The sequence below is a fragment of the Hymenobacter sp. HSC-4F20 genome (assembly GCF_019599275.1).
Lineage (GTDB): Bacteria > Bacteroidota > Bacteroidia > Cytophagales > Hymenobacteraceae > Hymenobacter.
Genome location: NZ_JAHZTD010000007.1, coordinates 41,531 through 56,201 on the forward strand (window position 1 = coordinate 41,531; position 14,671 = coordinate 56,201).

Sequence of the window (14,671 nt, forward strand, 5' to 3'; positions counted from 1 at the left end):
GCTTTCAGGCACCGCCAACCCGACCGGAGTCCTTGTCGTGCTGGGGCGCAGGCCTCGCTAGTATTCTACGGAGTCTGTGCTTGTATTCTTCTTACTGTGGCAGGGTTAGGCCGCCTGGTTAGCGGCTAACGCAGTCTTGCGCCCAGCCCGGCGCGGGGTGCGCGTGGGGGTAGGGGTAGCAACATCCGGAGGTGCTGCTGGCGGCGCGGCAGAATCGGAAGCGGCAGTTTTGCGAGTTTGCTTAAGACGGAGGCGGGTGAGCTTCTCGGCTAATTCTTCCGCCGACTCGGCCAGCAAGGTGCTTTCTTGCGGGAACAATTCCTCCTCCGAGAAATGCGAGGTCAGCACCGTGGTCAGTTCATCCGTCAGCCGCTGCTTCAGCTCACGGGGCGAGGGGTTCAGTGCCTTCGCCGCACGCTTTTCCTGTTTTGCCTGGGCCCGCAGCAACTGACTGGCCAGCTCCTGAACGGCTTTGAGGACGGCTTTGGGGGGCGCCTGTCCCGCGGGGGTCGTCTGTTCAAGCTGGGGGGCCAGCTGCTGCAGGAGGTGCGCAACAAGCTCTTGTTTCTGTGAATTCATGGATGATGGGGAAACGCACCCTGGCCAGAGCTACGCAGGGTAGCCGCCGTCGGGAGAGGGTAAAAGGTTGCGCAAGGTGGAAAAAAGCAGCTCAGCCATAAGGCCGCCGTAACCCGGCAACGCTATGGCTGGCCCAGCCGCTAGCGTACTGACAGCAGGGGTAGAATATCAGCCAGTGCCACCCGACCAGCACTATAGCGCGTGAGTTGCAGGTAGCCGGCTGCGTCGGGTGCCGGCACTCCGCTGATTCCCAGCGCAATTCGGATGCTGAGCAGGCGGCGGATGGTGGTGAGCTCAGCGGGTGCGGGTGGCCGTACTGGCTCAGTACTAAGCCGCGGATGCCGCTCGAAGAGAATGGTACGCATAGGCAGCCGGATAAGGGTTACGTGACATCTAGGTAATGGCCCAGCAGTTCCCACAGCAGGCGGCCCTCTGCCACCCGATACTCGGGGCAGGGCCCCTGCACACTCTGAATCAGGGGGTCGGTCAGGCGTAGCAGCCGCAGCCATTCGGCGGCGGGAACCGGCGAAAACATGCCTTGCGGAGAAAACTGCTCCCGCAAAGCCTGCACAACGGCCTGCTGAGCAGCGGGGGAAAGCGTCAGGAACCGCTTGGTAGCGGGCCGCTGACCAGCAAGGACAGAGGAGGTAGACAACGGGAGCAACAAGGAATACCCACTGGCAGCACGACGCGGTGGGCGCTGCAAAGCTACCCTGGGCGCCGGCCCTGCGGCCCAAACAGCGTGTTATCTTTCCATTATTCCCTGCTATGCCCGGTACGGCCCCTGCCTACACCACTGGGCTACCCGAATGCGGTACTGGCTATAATGAGCCCGGGAACAACTGCTGTTGCCTGAATGCAACAGAAGCATAATGCCTGCTTAACGCCTGAGTCATACCTGGTTTGGAAATTTGCAGTGAAGCAACTGGTCTGCCGTTATGCATGCTCCTGTCCTGATTCCGCTTCTGCGCTACGGCGCCGGCTGGCTGGGCTACCTTCTCTTCCAGGTACTGCTCGTGGTGCTCTACGGCCTGCACCTGGCCAAAGCCTTCCGCTCGCCGTTCCGGGCGAATGAGCTACCCCCTACCCCCGCTCGGCCGCGCTTCTGGCCCCGTCCTACGCTATGAGCAAAGGCCCCAAGCGTCGCCGGGTAGAGGTAGTCGTTATTTCGGATGTGCACCTGGGCACTTACGGCTGCCACGCCGCCGAGCTGCTGCGCTACCTGCGCAGCGTCCGGCCCAAGGTACTGGTGCTCAACGGCGACATTGTGGATATCTGGCAGTTCAGCAAAAACTACTGGCCGCCAGCTCACATGCGCTTGGTGCGCCACTTGGTAGGGCTGATGGCCAAAGGCACCCGCGTCCACTACCTCACCGGTAACCACGATGAGCTGCTGCGCCGCTTTGCCGGTACCCGACTGGGAGCCCTGTCCGTTGCCAACAAGCTGGTACTGGAGCTACCCCACGGCAAAACCTGGCTGTTCCACGGCGACGTCTTCGATGTGACCATGCGCCATGCCCGCTGGCTGGCCCGGCTGGGCGCCCACGGCTACGATGCTCTGATTCTGCTTAACCGCCTAGTGAACTTTCTGCTGGCCAAAGCAGGCCGCCCGCGCGTGGCTCTTTCCAAAGCCGTGAAAGACCGGGTAAAAGGAGCGGTGAGCCTGATTGGAGATTTTGAGCAGACAGCCGCCACTATTGCCGCCGATGCCGGCTACCGCTACGTGGCCTGCGGGCACATCCACCAGCCCGCCCTGAAATCTATTAACACACCGCGCGGCGAAGTAGGCTACCTGAACTCCGGCGACTGGGTAGAAAACCTGACGGCCCTGGAGTACACGGCGAACCAGGGTTGGCAGCTCTACCACTACGCCCTCGACCCGGCCATGCAGTTGCCGCCGCCCCCCGAGCCCGACGCGCCCGATGACTCGGATGATGCCCTGCTGGCGGGGCTGCTGGCCGAATTCAATTTATCCCGCTAAGCTTTTTTGCCTCTCTTTTCTTTTCTGCATGCCCCGCATTCTGTACGCCATCCAAGGCACCGGCAACGGCCACCTCAGTCGCGCCCTCGATATTGTGCCTTTGCTGCAACAGCGCGCCAGCCACCTCGATGTATTGGTCAGCGGCCCGGCGGCCGACAGCGACCTGCCATTTCCGGTCCGGTACCGCTGCCACGGCATGGGCTTTATTTTCGGCAAGAAGGGCGGCATCGATTTTCTGAAAACCTTCTGGCAGCTGAACTCGGCAAGTTTTCTGCGCGAGATGCGCCAGCTGCCAGTGCAGGACTATGATATAGTTATCAGCGACTTTGAGCCGGTCTCGGCCTGGGCCTGCCGCCTGCGCCAGAAGCCGTGCGTGGCCCTGAGCCACCAGAGTGCCGTGCTGCACGCCGCTGCCCCCCAGCCGGCCCGCCCCGATGTGATTGGAAAATCGGTATTGCGCCACTACGCGCCGGCTACGGCCAGCTACGGCTTCCACTTCGAGGCCTACGCACCGGGCATCCATACGCCCGTTATCCGCCAGCAGGTGCGCCAGCTCACGCCCCGCACCGAGGAGCATTACACCGTTTACTTGCCGGCTTTTGATGAGCCCACCCTGGTGCGGCGCCTGCGCTACCTGAGCCGCACCGTGCGCTGGGAGGTGTTTTCCCGCCATAGCCCCCACGAGGCGGAATACGGCAATGTGCGGGTGCGTCCGGTGAGCGGCGCCGCCTTCACCGACAGCCTGGCCCGCAGCGCCGGGGTGCTCTGCGGGGCCGGGTTCGAGACGCCCGCGGAAGCCCTGTACCTAGGTAAAAAGCTGCTGGTGATACCCATGAAAAACCAGTACGAGCAAGCCTGCAACGCCGCCGCCCTGGCTGCTATGGGCGTGCCCGTGGTCAAAAGCCTGCGGGATAAGCACCTGGCTACCCTGGATCAATGGCTGCGCGAGGGCCGCCCGGTACCGGTGCACTACCCCGATGAAACGGCCCTGCTCCTGGACCGGGTCCTGCAGGAGCAGACCAGCTCGGTACCGGCCTTGTTGGCGTAGCAGAGCACTAGGCTTTCCTACCCTCGATTTCGAACCGAATCTGCTCTTTGCCGGGCGAGGGAGGAATTCCGGGGTAGGCTTCCAGCGCTTAGCCTAGGCCCCTCTTGCTACTCAAAAGGAAGGCTCACTTAGTTTACCTGAAGAAGGGGTGGCGTGCTGCTGCACCCTCTCCGTATAGCTGCTCATGCCTGCATTACCCGCTGCCTTTTTTCCGCCGACTACGCCTACCCCCTACTCCCGCGCCGACTTCGGTCCCGATTTCCGGTGGGGCGTATCCACGGCGGCCTACCAGACGGAGGGCAGTTGGGCAGCCGATGGTAAAGGGCCCAGCATCTGGGACACGTTCGTGCGAGGGCGGCGCGCCATCAAAGGCCGCGAAACCGCGGACGTCGCCACGGACTTTTACCGCCGCTGGTCCGCCGACCTGGATTTGATGCAGCACCTGGGCATCCCCGATTTTCGGTTTTCGGCGGCCTGGTCGCGGGTGCTGCCGGAGGGTACCGGCCCGGTCAACGCGCCGGGGCTGGATTTCTACGACCGGCTGGTGGATGGCTGCCTGGCGCGGGGCATTACACCCTGGCTGACGGTCTACCACTGGGACTTGCCCCAGGCTCTGCAGCAGCGCGGGGGCTGGGGTAACCGCGACGTCGTAAGCTGGCTCTCGGACTACGCCCAGGTGCTGGCCCGCCGCCTCGGCGACCGGGTGCAGCACTGGATGGTGCTTAATGAGCCCATGGTGTTTACGGGGGCGGGCCACCTGCTGGGCTTGCACGCGCCGGGGCGCCGCGGCCTCGGCTCCTTTCTGGCCGCTACCCACCACGCTTCCCTCGCCCAGGCCGAAGGGGGGCGGGCCCTGCGGGCCACCCTGTCCGCTTCCGCCCAGATTGGCACCACCTTTTCCTGCTCCTACCTCACGCCCTGGCGGCCGGGCCTACCCCGCGACGAGCGAGTCGTGCGCCGCGCCGATGCCGCCCTCAACCGCCTGTTCGTCGAGCCGGCCCTGGGCCTGGGCTACCCCCTGGCCGACCTGCCACTGCTGGGCCGGATAGCGCGCTATATGCAGCCGGGTGATGAGCAGCGCCTGCCCTTTGCCTTCGATTTCTGGGGCGTGCAGAACTATACCCGCGAAGTAGTGCGTCACTCGCCCTACGTACCGCTGCTGTGGGCCAACTTGGTAGGCGCCGCCCGCCGCGGGGTGCCCTACACGCAGATGGGCTGGGAAGTGTACCCGGAAAGCCTGTACCACATGCTCCGGCAGTTTAGCAGCTACCCCAACGCGCCGCGCCTGCTGGTCACGGAAAACGGCGCGGCTTTTCCCGATGAGGTCCGGGGTGGACGGGTTGCCGACGCAGCCCGGCAGGCGTACTTGCAGGCCTGCATCGGGCAGGTACTGCGCGCCCGGCGGGAGGGCGTGCCGGTGGAGGGATACTTTGCCTGGTCCTTTACCGATAACTTCGAGTGGGCCGAAGGTTACGAACCCCGCTTTGGGCTGGTACACGTGGAGTACGCCACCCAGCAGCGTACCGTAAAGGACTCGGGCTGGTGGTACCGGCAGTTTCTGGCAGGGGTTGAGGGAAACGAGGGGGTAGCAAGCCACTTCTCTTCACCCTTATACACCCAGGGAAAGTAGGAAGCCAACCGCCGGGTAGTTTACAATTCTCTAACAGCTTGGTCACGCTACGGTAATGTGCTGCGGGTAGCTTTAGCCCTCATCCTAACCGAGTGCATATGCGCCCTACCCTTTACGCTGTAGTACCTGCCACTGCCCTGCTGCTCAGCCTGATTGCCCGACTCGGCCAGGCCCAGACTACCCCTACCATCAGCCGGCCCAGCGCCACCGTTACGGTTGCCGAAGGAGCTGGAACCGTGAGCCTTTCCTTTGCCATTCAAAACCCGGGCACCGCGGCCAGCACCGTGGAGGTAGCGTTGCAGGCCCTGGGTACGGCCACGGCCGGGCAGGATTTCACCTACGCCGCTACCCAAACGCTGACGTTTCCGGCCGGCGCTACCGGCCCGCAAACCCTGACCATTCCCATCAGCGACGACGCCCTGGCCGAAGAGGCCGAGTACTTTGTGCTGCGCCTGCAAAACCCCACCAACGCTACCCTTGCGGCTGGGGCCACCGATGTGCTGGTGTACCTGCGCGACAACGACACCCCCGCCCCGCGGGCGGCGGGCAACCTGACGCTTACCTTGCTGCAGAGCTACCAGACGGCCGCACCCTTCAGCGGCAACACCCAGGTGAACTCGGCTGAAATAGCGGCCTACGATGCAACAGCCAAGCGCTTGTACGTGGCTAACTCCCTGGGCGGCAAGCTCGACATTGTTAGCCTGGCTACCCCAACGGCCCTGGCCCCGGTGGCCTCCATCGACATCAAGCCCTACGGCAACATCAACTCCGTGGCCGTGCGCAACGGGGTGGTAGCCTGCGCCATTGAAAACACGAATCCGCAGGCTGAGGGCAGCGTGGTGTTTTTCGATCAGAACGGAGCCTTCCTCAAGCAGGTAACCGTAGGGGCTATGCCCGACATGATTACCTTCTCTCCGGACGGGCGCACCGTGCTGACAGCCAACGAGGGCGAGCCCCGCGCCGACTACAGCGTAGACCCCGAAGGCAGCATTTCGGTAGTGGACGTGAGCGGCGGCGTGGCCGGCCTTACCCAGGCCAGCGTCACGACGGTAGGCTTTACCAGCTATAATAGCCAAGCTGCTGCGCTGCGCGCCCAGGGCATTCGGGTGTACGGCGGACGGGCCGGGGCTCCCGCTACCGTGGCCCAGGACCTGGAGCCTGAATACATTGCCCTGAGTGCCGACTCCAAAACGGCCTACGTGACCCTTCAGGAAAACAATGCCATTGCAGTGCTGGACCTGGAAACCAAGCAGATTACGGCCCTGCGCCCGGTGGGCTACAGCGACCTGCGCCAGCCCGGCCACGGTATTGACGCCTCCGACCAGACCACGGATGTGCTTATTGCCAACTGGCCCGTAAAGGGCATGCGCCTGCCCGATGCCCTGGCCAGCTTTGAGGTGGGCGGGGTGCCCTACCTGATTACGGCCAACGAAGGTGACGCCCGCGACTACACCGGCTTCAGCGAGCAGGTGCGCTTGGGCACTACCAGCACCAGCTCCCCCTACGTGCTCGACCCCACCGTTTTCCCAAACGCCGCCCTGCTCAAGAACGCCGCCGTCCTGGGCCGCCTCAACGTTACCAACCGCCTGGGCGACACCGACGGAGACGGAGACTTTGATGAGATTTACGCCTTTGGGGGCCGCTCCTTCAGCATTTACAACGCCACCACTGGGGCCGAGGTGCATGACAGCGGCAACCTACTGGAGCGCCTGACGTCCACCTCTCCTACCTACGGAGACATCTTCAATGCCAGCAACAGCTTTGGGGAAGCGCCCACGCGCAAGAACCGCTCCGACGACAAAGGGCCGGAGCCGGAAGGCGTCACAACGGGCCGCATCGGCAGCAACCTGTATGCCTTCGTGTCCTTGGAGCGGGTAGGCGGGGTAGCCGTGTTTAATATAAACAACCCGGCCAGCCCGGTGCTGGAGCTGTACGCCAACAACCGCAGCCTCACGGCCGGTACCGGCGACCTGGGACCCGAGGGCCTGATCTTTATTGCCGCCGCCGACAGCCCCACGGGGCAGCCCCTGCTGGTGCTGGCCAACGAAGTCAGCAGCACCCTGGCCGTGTATGCCCTGCAGCCAGCCGTACCCACCGCCACTCGCGGCAACCGCCCCGCTGCCGAGCCCCTGTTCGCCTACCCCAACCCCAGCCGGGGCCAGAGCGTGCGCCTGAGCCGGCCCGTATCGGGTACGCTGACGGACTTGACCGGGCGGCCCGTGCGCCAGCTTACGGCTACTGACCGTCTGCTTACCAGTGGGCTGAGCGCCGGCGTGTACCTGCTGCGCGCCTCGGACGGAGCCAGCAGCAAAGTCGTGGTTGAATAAGCCCATATCCTCACCCTACCGAGCGGCCCGGCTACAGCGTTCTGCAGCCGGGCCGTTTTATACCGGCCAGCGTTAGCACTGAGCTGGCGTAGGCTGCGGCGTTTACGACTCAGTAACGGTTTTACCCGTGGTAGTTTGGGTGTTTATCTGCTCCAGGCTTGCCACGTACCGCCACTGCGCCGTAGCGGCCGCCGCGGTAAACTCGGCCAGTACGTAACCACGCTGGGAGGCGTCGAGGTAGTGCAGGTCGTCGATCAGAAGCTGGTTGGACTGAGCGAAACCCTGCACTGCCGCCGCGTTGCCCCCAAAGAAGGCCTCGAAGCCGGGCGAGGAAACGGAAGAGCAGGCAAATTCCGCCCCCGCCTTGCGCCCGGTGGCATCGGTCAGATCGTTGTACCAGGCATTGTGGGTGTCGCCGGCCAGGGAAATCAGCTTTTTGCCTCTGGCTGCTGCGTATACTTTTTCCCGCTCGGCGGGGTAGCCGTCCCAGGCATCCAGGTTGTAAGGCAGCACCGTCGTCACACGGGCCCGCTCGGCCGCCGTCAGAGTGGGGTCGTTCTGCTGCAGGCGCTGCTTGAGGGCGATAAGCTGAGTTGCCAGGGCAGTATACTGCGCCAGCAATGCCGCCGTAGCACCCCCGGAAGCCAGCTGAGCTACCAGCGGCAGCAGCTCGGCCGGAATGTACATCTTGCCCATCAGCACCTGCGAGCCTAACACCTGCCAGCGGGCCGTGCTGCCAGCCAGGGCTGCGGCCAGCCACGTGCGTTGCTCTGCCCCCAGCAGGCTTCGGTTGGGGTTCAGCCAGGCCGCCCCGAACCGGGTGGCATCAAAGCTGCCGCCACTCCCGAAATAGTCGCTCAGGCTCAGCTGCTGGTCGCGGCCGGCCAGGCGCGTATCGAGCAGGTGCAGGTGGGCAATGCCGCCGAAGTCGAAGCTGCGGTAGATTTTATCGGGGGCGGAGGTCCGCGCCGGCAGGTACTCGTGCCACACCTGCTGGGCAATCTGCTTGCGCTGGGCGAAGCTGCCTTCCTCGGGCTGATGATTTTGGGCCCCGTCGAGGTAGGCATCGTTGGTGAGTTCGTGGTCGTCCCAGATGCAGACAAAAGGTTTGAGCTGATGAGCCCGTTGCAGCTGCTGGTCGCCGCGGTACTGGCGGTAGCGGGTGCGGTAATCCGTCAGGCTCAGGATTTCCGTGGGTGGCTGATGGCCCCGGTTCAGACGGGCCGTGGCGCTGGTGGTCCCGTACTGGCCCTGCCCATACTCGTAAATGTAGTCGCCCAGGTGCACCACCACGTCGGCCTCTGACTCGGCCACGGCCCCGTACACGTTGAACAGCCCCGCCTGATAGTTGGCGCAGGAAACCACGGCTAGTTTGATGCTGGCGACCTGGCCGGCCGTGGGCAGGGTACGGGTCTGGCCCACCACGGACTCGGCCTTGGTTTGCTCGTTGCGGAAACGGTAGTAGTAGGTTTTGTTGGCGGTAAGGCCGGCCGCATCGGCCCGCACGGTATAGTCCGCGGCGGCCGTGGCCGTAGCCGTACCGCTAGCCGTCAGGGGTGTAAAGCTGCTGGTCTCGGCTATTTCCCAGCGTATCTGTGCCTCAGCGGCTTCGTTATCGGCGGGAGTATACCGGGTCCAGAGTAGCACGCTGGTGGCTGTGGGGTCGAAGCTGGCTACCCCCTCGTGAAAGCCAAAGCTGCCGGTATACTCCGGCAAGCTGCCTTCCTCGGTGCAACCGGTGAGTAAGGAAGGTAGCAGCACCACGCCGCCGGAAAGCAGAGCGGAGTTCCTGAGAAATTGCCGACGATTTAGCGGGGTAGTCTTTTTTGCTGCCATATCCGGGAGAGGTAACGTTCTGGCCGTGAAGGTAGAAGCACAGTGTTACCAGGCCGTGAAGGCTGGTTTATGTAATTGAGCCGCCCTTGGCCTGTACCGTATACACCGGGCGCCGCGGCGCACCACCTCCGTAAAGGAAAGCCGGCGAAGTTCGCGGTAGGCCCGGGCAGAAGGGTAACGCTTAGGTTGGCTGAACGCGCAGCTGTAGCGAGGGGGCCGCTTCGGGCAGCCAGGCGTCCAGCAGGCGCTGACACAGCGGAACCAAGGGAGCGAAGAGCAGCGCCCCAGCCACGTTAAACAGCACGTGCGCGTGTGCCAGTTGTCGGGCTACGTCGGCTTGCCCCGCAAGGCGTAGCACCAGGGTGGTAAAGGGCGCAATCAGTACCAAGCCCAGGGCAATAGAAATAGTATTGAAACCCAGGTGAAAAAGGCTGGTCTTTAGGGCTGCGCGTCCCCGGCCCAGGGTAGCCAGCAGGGTATCGGAGCAGGTGCCCAGTTCGGCCCCGAGCATCACGGCAATACCCGCGGGCAGAGTTAGCAGCCCCTTTGCCGCTAGTTTAATCACCATACCCAGCGTTGCGGACGAAGACTGGATTACCAGGGTTATGATAGCGCCGGTGCCGGCCCCGCGCACAGGGTTTTCTAGTTGCAGCAGCCAGGCCTGCACCCCCTTATAGTCGTGGAGGGGCGCGGCGGCCTCCCCCACCAAGTACAAGCTGAAAAACAGCAGACCAAAGCAGAACAGGGCCCGTCCGGCGGTGCGCCCCGTGCGCTTTTTGCTTACGGAAAGCCACACGAAGCCGGGTAGCATGGCAACAATAGCATACTGCCCCAGATCAAAGGCGAAAAGCTGGCTGGAGATAGTAGTGCCAATGTTGGCTCCCAGTACGACCCCCAGCGAGTTGCGAAAGGGCAGAGCCCCGGCGCTTACCAGCGCAATGGCCAGGATAATAACAACGGAAGAAGAGTCCAGCAGGGCGGTTACGACGGTGCCCGTGAGCATAGCCAGGGGAATGGTGCTGGTAAACCGGTGCAGCACGTTTTGCACCTGCTGGCTGGCCACGTGCCGCAGCGCCAAGGCCAAGCGGCTTACAGCATACAGAAACAAAACCAGCCCGCTGCCGGCCAGCAGCACAATTGATACGGGAGAAGATGCCATACCCGAAGCGGCCACGGAACAGGCGACCTGGAGGGTAACGCAGAATAGCCCTGCCCCGTCACGCAGGCAGGATGAAGAAATTGTTACGACCTAACTTCTGCTGCCCCTACTCCGCGGGTGCCTGCTTGCCCGATAGCTCTACTTTCTGGCATGAGGAAGATTTCCTTCGGTAAGGCTGAAGGGGTACGCAACCTGTATTGCGTCCTGCTGCAGGTTATCGTCCGTAAGCGGGGCGTACCAGCGGGCGGTGGCCACCGGAAGATCATCACCCGCAGCCCCGAGGCCAAGGCATGAAGTACGGCAACTGCAGCCAGCACGCAGCTAAGTTCTTAGTTTATGAATTCATTACTCCGGGATGAAGCTTTTATGATGTCTGCCGGCCCCGTCTGTTATCCTACCCGGGGCCCTCTACATTTGGCGCAAACAACGCGCCGTGGCTACTGACAACTTACTCGGGTTACTCGAGAGGATCCGCAACGACGACTACCAGGCCTTTGAACAGCTGTTTGAGCTGCACTGGCAGGACCTGTTTCGCTACGCCTATAAGGTGCTGCGCGACGCCCCGGAGGCGGAAGACCTCACCCAGGAGCTGTTCTGCGACCTGTGGGCTAACCGCGCCGGGCTCAGCGTGCACACCAGCGCCCAGGCCTACTTGGTGGGGGCTCTGCGCAAAAAAATCCTTACCCGCTTCCGCGACGCCGACATCCGGGCCCGCCACCTTCAGCAGTTCGGCGCTACCCAAGAGCCCAGCACGGAACTGGGCCTCAAGCGCCTGGTCAGCCACGATACCCTGGCCGCCATTCAGGTGCAGGCTCAGGTACTACCCCCCAAGGAAAAAGAAGTCTTCTTGCTCGGCATGCTGGAAGACTTTTCAGTAAAGGAAATGGCCGAGCGCTTCGCCACCTCCGAGCAAACCGTGCGCAACCAACTCAACAGCGCCCTGCACAAACTTTCCCCCTTCCTAACCAAAATCCTGAGCTAGCCGCGTCAGCCGCCGCCGAGAGCTGGTGTTACGTCTTCGTTAAATCAGCGAAAGACAGTAGTTACAAAACCGAGGCAGTGCAACTGGTAGAGTAGATGGCGCCCCGGCCGGGAAAAGCAAGTTGCTCGTCATCAGGTGGCCGAGTTGCGGCCTGTAGCTCTTACCAGAACGCGCCTCCGCCGGGTTTACGCCCGCGGCGGGGTAGGCTTCTTCATCTTCCTTTTCCGCTTTGGCACCCCGGCGTATGTCGCCCCGAGGTAGTGCCTTCCTCTAGTATGATTCGAAAACTTCTGCTTTCCGCACTCCTGTTGGGGAGTGCACCGGCTCTGCTTGCCCAAAGCCCTAAGAAACCTAAGCTGCTGGTGGGCATTATGGTGGACCAGATGCGCGCCGACTACCTCCCGCGCTTCGCCGACCAGATGGGCCCCGACGGCTTTAAGCGCCTGCTGCGCGAAGGGTTTCAGTGCCGCAACACCCACTACAACTACGTGCCCACCGTAACGGGGCCCGGCCACTCCTCGGTGTACACCGGTACTACCCCCCGCTACCACGGCATTGTGGGCAACTCCTGGTACGACCGCCGCCTGCGCCGTGATGTGTACTGCACCGATGACTCCACGGTGCAGTTGGTAGGCACTCCCAAAGGCATGGGCGTTTCGGCGCGCAACCAGGTTAGCACTACCCTGGGCGACGAGATGAAGATGGTCTCGAACGGGCGCAGCAAAGTCATTGCTTTGTCGCTTAAGGACCGCGCCTCGGCCCTGCCGGCGGGCCACATGGCCGATGGAGCCTTCTGGTTCGACATGAACACCGGCGACTTTATTTCCAGCACGTACTACATGCCCGCGCTGCCCAAGTGGGTAGCCGATTTCAACGCCCAGAAAAAGGCCGACTACTACCGCCAGCAAACCTGGACGCCCCTGCGCGGCCCCGAGGCCTACCTCAACAGCGTCGCCGATTCCAACTCGTTTGAGCGCATTTTCAAGGGCAAAACGGTTGCTACCTTTCCCTACGAGCTCAGCAAGCTGGCCCCGCTCAATCCGCCCCCCTACGAGATGGTCAACATCTCGCCCTTCGGCAATAACCTGCTGACGGACCTGGCCCTGGAAGCGCTGGCGCACACGGATCTGGGCCGCGACGACGTGCCCGATTTGCTGGCCCTGAGCTACTCCAGCCCCGACCCCGTCGGCCACACCTTCGGCCCCCTGTCCAAGGAAGAAAACGACCTCTACCTGCGCCTGGACCTGGAAATTGCCCGCCTGCTGCAGGCCCTGGACAAAACTGTGGGCAAGGGCAACTACACCATCTTCCTGACCGCCGACCACGGCGCCAGCGAAGTGCCCCGCTACCTGGCTCGGCACCATGCCCCCAGCGGGGCCCAGTCGCACGCTACCCTGAACAAAGGCGTTGCCGACTACCTGAACCAACAGCTGGGGCCCGGCGCCTGGATTGAGACGGAGCGCAACAACATGTACTACCTCAACCGCCCGCTCATTGCCAGCCGCAAGCTGGAGCTGGCCCGGGTACAGGAGATGCTGGCCGAGTACCTGCGCAACCAAGACGGCATTGCTCAGGTGAGCACCTCGGCCCAGCTACTAGCGAGCAGCCAAACGGCCTACCTGGAATCCAAACTTCAGAATGGCTTGTATTACAAGCGCTTCGGTGATGTGCGCTTTGAGCTGGAACCCGGTTGGACCTGGGAAATGGGGGTAGGCGCCACCCACGGCTCGGGCTACGCCTACGACAGCCACGTACCCCTGCTCTGGTTTGGGGCCGGCATCACGCCGGGCATCAGCTACCAATACCACACCATCACTGATATTGCCCCCACGGCCGCCATGCTAGTGGAAAGCAAGCTGCCCAGCGCCTGCACCGGCCAGGCCATACCGGAAGTGCTTTCCACTGCTGGCCCCAAAAAGCGCCGCTAGCCCTGGCAAACGGATGTATCCGCCTCTGATTCGTTATTCCTTGGGTTGGCAGCCCGTGGCTGGCTCTTGGCACATCCGCCTCTGAGTCTCGTCAGGCTCCCCCTCTCCCCGTGGTAATGCGCCTCAAGCATTTGCGGGGGCCGGGGGTGAGGTTACACGCTAGCCGCCTCTCTCCTACCAGATTACGCTTTCGTTAAATCAGGCCCTGCCAGTAGTTACTTGCCGGGGCTTGTGCAACTCTTGTATGAAGTCGCCTCTTTCCCGGTTCAACCACTTACCTGCCCACCTGCTGCGCTACTTGCGGGGCCACTCGGCTGCCCGGCCACAACCGCAGGTGGAGCACTGGCTGGATGAGCTGGTAGCCGCTACTCCGGACGATGACGAGCTCCTCGACCCGGAACAGGAAGCCCAGCGGCGGGCCCGGATTCTGGAGGGGGTTCGGGCCCGTACCCGGCCTTCCGGGCGGGTGCTGTCGCTCTGGCCCACCCTACGGGTGGCGGCCGTAATAGTACCGCTGCTGGTGGCTGGAGCGGTACTCTGGCACCGGGGGCAGCAACCGGAGCTGCTGCACTACGCAACCGGCGTAGGCGAGCAGCGCGAGGTAGTGCTGCCCGACAGCAGTCACGTCTGGCTTCGGCCCCGCTCGGAGCTGACCTGCGTGGCTTCCTTCGGGGCAGTGCGCCGCGTGCAGCTGCGGGGCGAGGCCTTCTTCAGCGTTACCAAAGACCCAGCCCACCCATTTGTGGTGCAGGCTGGGGAAGTAGCGGTAAAAGTGCTGGGCACCTCTTTTCTGGTGCAAGCCTACCCCCAGCTACCGGCCACTACCGTGCTGGTGCACACGGGCCGGGTGCAGGTAGCTCACCAGCAGCGCGTGCTGGGCGTACTGCACCCTCACGACCAACTCCAGTACCACGCCCGCACCGGGCAGCTTACGCTTACCTCTAATAACTATACCGCCGCCCTACCTACCCGCCAGCTGCTAACCTTTGAGCAGGCCTCCTTGCCCGACATCCTGTTTCAGCTCGAGAATTATTACCCCGTGCACTTCACGCTGCGGCGCCCCGCCCCCACTGTAGCCCTTACCGGAACCCTGGACCCCTCCCTTTCTGCCGACCAGATTACCGACGTGCTCAATGTGCTCCTGCAACGCCACCAGTTGCGCATTACCAAGCTTTCTGCCACCGCCTATCAGGTAGAATAA

Annotated in this window: 14 protein-coding genes; 9 read left to right on the forward strand and 5 right to left on the reverse strand. The window is 63.1% G+C overall.

The genetic code is table 11. The features are described from left to right. Positions 1-105: 105 nt before the first annotated feature. From K3G63_RS21540 to K3G63_RS21550, 3 genes are all read right to left on the reverse strand, one after another. Positions 106-579, reverse strand: a complete 474-nt coding sequence (locus K3G63_RS21540) for a hypothetical protein (RefSeq protein WP_220616217.1) — start codon at positions 577-579, stop codon at positions 106-108. A 140-nt stretch (positions 580-719) separates the two neighbouring features. Beyond that, positions 720-944 (reverse strand): hypothetical protein, encoded by a 225-nt coding sequence (locus K3G63_RS21545; RefSeq protein WP_220616218.1) that lies wholly within the window; start codon positions 942-944, stop codon positions 720-722. Between the two features lie 17 nt (positions 945-961). Further along, on the reverse strand, positions 962-1,234 hold the full coding sequence (locus K3G63_RS21550; protein ID WP_220616219.1) for a hypothetical protein: 273 nt from the start codon (positions 1,232-1,234) through the stop codon (positions 962-964). Between the two features lie 283 nt (positions 1,235-1,517). Here K3G63_RS21550 and K3G63_RS21555 point away from each other — a divergent pair, with 283 nt between their 5' ends. The 5 genes from K3G63_RS21555 (at position 1,518) to K3G63_RS21575 (ending at position 7,565) form a co-directional block, all read left to right on the forward strand. Further along, positions 1,518-1,706 carry a hypothetical protein gene (locus K3G63_RS21555; protein WP_220616220.1) on the forward strand — a complete coding sequence of 63 codons (189 nt, stop codon included), beginning with the start codon at positions 1,518-1,520 and terminating at the stop codon, positions 1,704-1,706. After that, on the forward strand, positions 1,703-2,560 hold the full coding sequence (locus tag K3G63_RS21560) for a UDP-2,3-diacylglucosamine diphosphatase (protein WP_220616221.1): 858 nt from the start codon (positions 1,703-1,705) through the stop codon (positions 2,558-2,560). Before K3G63_RS21555 ends, K3G63_RS21560 begins: the two co-directional genes overlap by 4 nt. Positions 2,561-2,588: 28 nt before the next feature. Further along, positions 2,589-3,608: a glycosyltransferase family protein gene (locus tag K3G63_RS21565; RefSeq protein ID WP_220616222.1), complete on the forward strand. Its 1,020-nt coding sequence runs from the start codon at positions 2,589-2,591 to the stop codon at positions 3,606-3,608. A gap of 184 nt (positions 3,609-3,792) precedes the next feature. Then, positions 3,793-5,238 (forward strand): GH1 family beta-glucosidase, encoded by a 1,446-nt coding sequence (locus K3G63_RS21570; RefSeq protein ID WP_220616223.1) that lies wholly within the window; start codon positions 3,793-3,795, stop codon positions 5,236-5,238. A 98-nt stretch (positions 5,239-5,336) separates the two neighbouring features. Continuing rightward, positions 5,337-7,565, forward strand: a complete 2,229-nt coding sequence (locus K3G63_RS21575) for a choice-of-anchor I family protein (RefSeq protein ID WP_220616224.1) — start codon at positions 5,337-5,339, stop codon at positions 7,563-7,565. A 102-nt stretch (positions 7,566-7,667) separates the two neighbouring features. Here the strand turns inward: K3G63_RS21575 and K3G63_RS21580 are convergent, their stop codons facing one another. Beyond that, positions 7,668-9,401, reverse strand: coding sequence for an alkaline phosphatase (locus K3G63_RS21580; protein ID WP_220616225.1), 1,734 nt, complete (start codon positions 9,399-9,401; stop codon positions 7,668-7,670). Positions 9,402-9,582: 181 nt separating this feature from the next. Continuing rightward, positions 9,583-10,560 carry a Na/Pi cotransporter family protein gene (locus K3G63_RS21585; RefSeq protein ID WP_220616226.1) on the reverse strand — a complete coding sequence of 326 codons (978 nt, stop codon included), beginning with the start codon at positions 10,558-10,560 and terminating at the stop codon, positions 9,583-9,585. Positions 10,561-10,710: 150 nt separating this feature from the next. Between K3G63_RS21585 and K3G63_RS21590 the strand changes: the two genes are divergently transcribed. From K3G63_RS21590 to K3G63_RS21605, 4 genes are all read left to right on the forward strand, one after another. Then, positions 10,711-10,854 (forward strand): hypothetical protein, encoded by a 144-nt coding sequence (locus K3G63_RS21590; RefSeq protein ID WP_220616227.1) that lies wholly within the window; start codon positions 10,711-10,713, stop codon positions 10,852-10,854. Positions 10,855-10,993: 139 nt separating this feature from the next. Continuing rightward, positions 10,994-11,542: an RNA polymerase sigma factor gene (locus tag K3G63_RS21595; protein ID WP_220616228.1), complete on the forward strand. Its 549-nt coding sequence runs from the start codon at positions 10,994-10,996 to the stop codon at positions 11,540-11,542. A gap of 275 nt (positions 11,543-11,817) precedes the next feature. Next, entirely contained in the window at positions 11,818-13,470 is a 1,653-nt protein-coding gene (gene pafA, locus K3G63_RS21600) for an alkaline phosphatase PafA (RefSeq protein WP_220616229.1), read from the forward strand. A 244-nt stretch (positions 13,471-13,714) separates the two neighbouring features. Continuing rightward, positions 13,715-14,671, forward strand: a complete 957-nt coding sequence (locus tag K3G63_RS21605) for a FecR family protein (RefSeq protein ID WP_220616230.1) — start codon at positions 13,715-13,717, stop codon at positions 14,669-14,671.

Bases quoted from the DNA above. Each gene is read 5' to 3' on its own strand.
- K3G63_RS21540 (WP_220616217.1), bottom strand. From the start codon at position 579: ATGAATTCACAGAAACAAGAGCTTGTTGCGCACCTCCTGCAGCAGCTG.
- K3G63_RS21545 (WP_220616218.1), bottom strand. From the start codon at position 944: ATGCGTACCATTCTCTTCGAGCGGCATCCGCGGCTTAGTACTGAGCCA.
- K3G63_RS21555 (WP_220616220.1), top strand. From the start codon at position 1,518: ATGCATGCTCCTGTCCTGATTCCGCTTCTGCGCTACGGCGCCGGCTGG.
- K3G63_RS21560 (WP_220616221.1), top strand. From the start codon at position 1,703: ATGAGCAAAGGCCCCAAGCGTCGCCGGGTAGAGGTAGTCGTTATTTCG.
- K3G63_RS21565 (WP_220616222.1), top strand. From the start codon at position 2,589: ATGCCCCGCATTCTGTACGCCATCCAAGGCACCGGCAACGGCCACCTC.
- K3G63_RS21570 (WP_220616223.1), top strand. From the start codon at position 3,793: ATGCCTGCATTACCCGCTGCCTTTTTTCCGCCGACTACGCCTACCCCC.
- K3G63_RS21575 (WP_220616224.1), top strand. From the start codon at position 5,337: ATGCGCCCTACCCTTTACGCTGTAGTACCTGCCACTGCCCTGCTGCTC.
- K3G63_RS21580 (WP_220616225.1), bottom strand. From the start codon at position 9,401: ATGGCAGCAAAAAAGACTACCCCGCTAAATCGTCGGCAATTTCTCAGG.
- K3G63_RS21585 (WP_220616226.1), bottom strand. From the start codon at position 10,560: ATGGCATCTTCTCCCGTATCAATTGTGCTGCTGGCCGGCAGCGGGCTG.
- K3G63_RS21590 (WP_220616227.1), top strand. From the start codon at position 10,711: ATGAGGAAGATTTCCTTCGGTAAGGCTGAAGGGGTACGCAACCTGTAT.
- pafA (WP_220616229.1), top strand. From the start codon at position 11,818: ATGATTCGAAAACTTCTGCTTTCCGCACTCCTGTTGGGGAGTGCACCG.
- K3G63_RS21605 (WP_220616230.1), top strand. From the start codon at position 13,715: ATGAAGTCGCCTCTTTCCCGGTTCAACCACTTACCTGCCCACCTGCTG.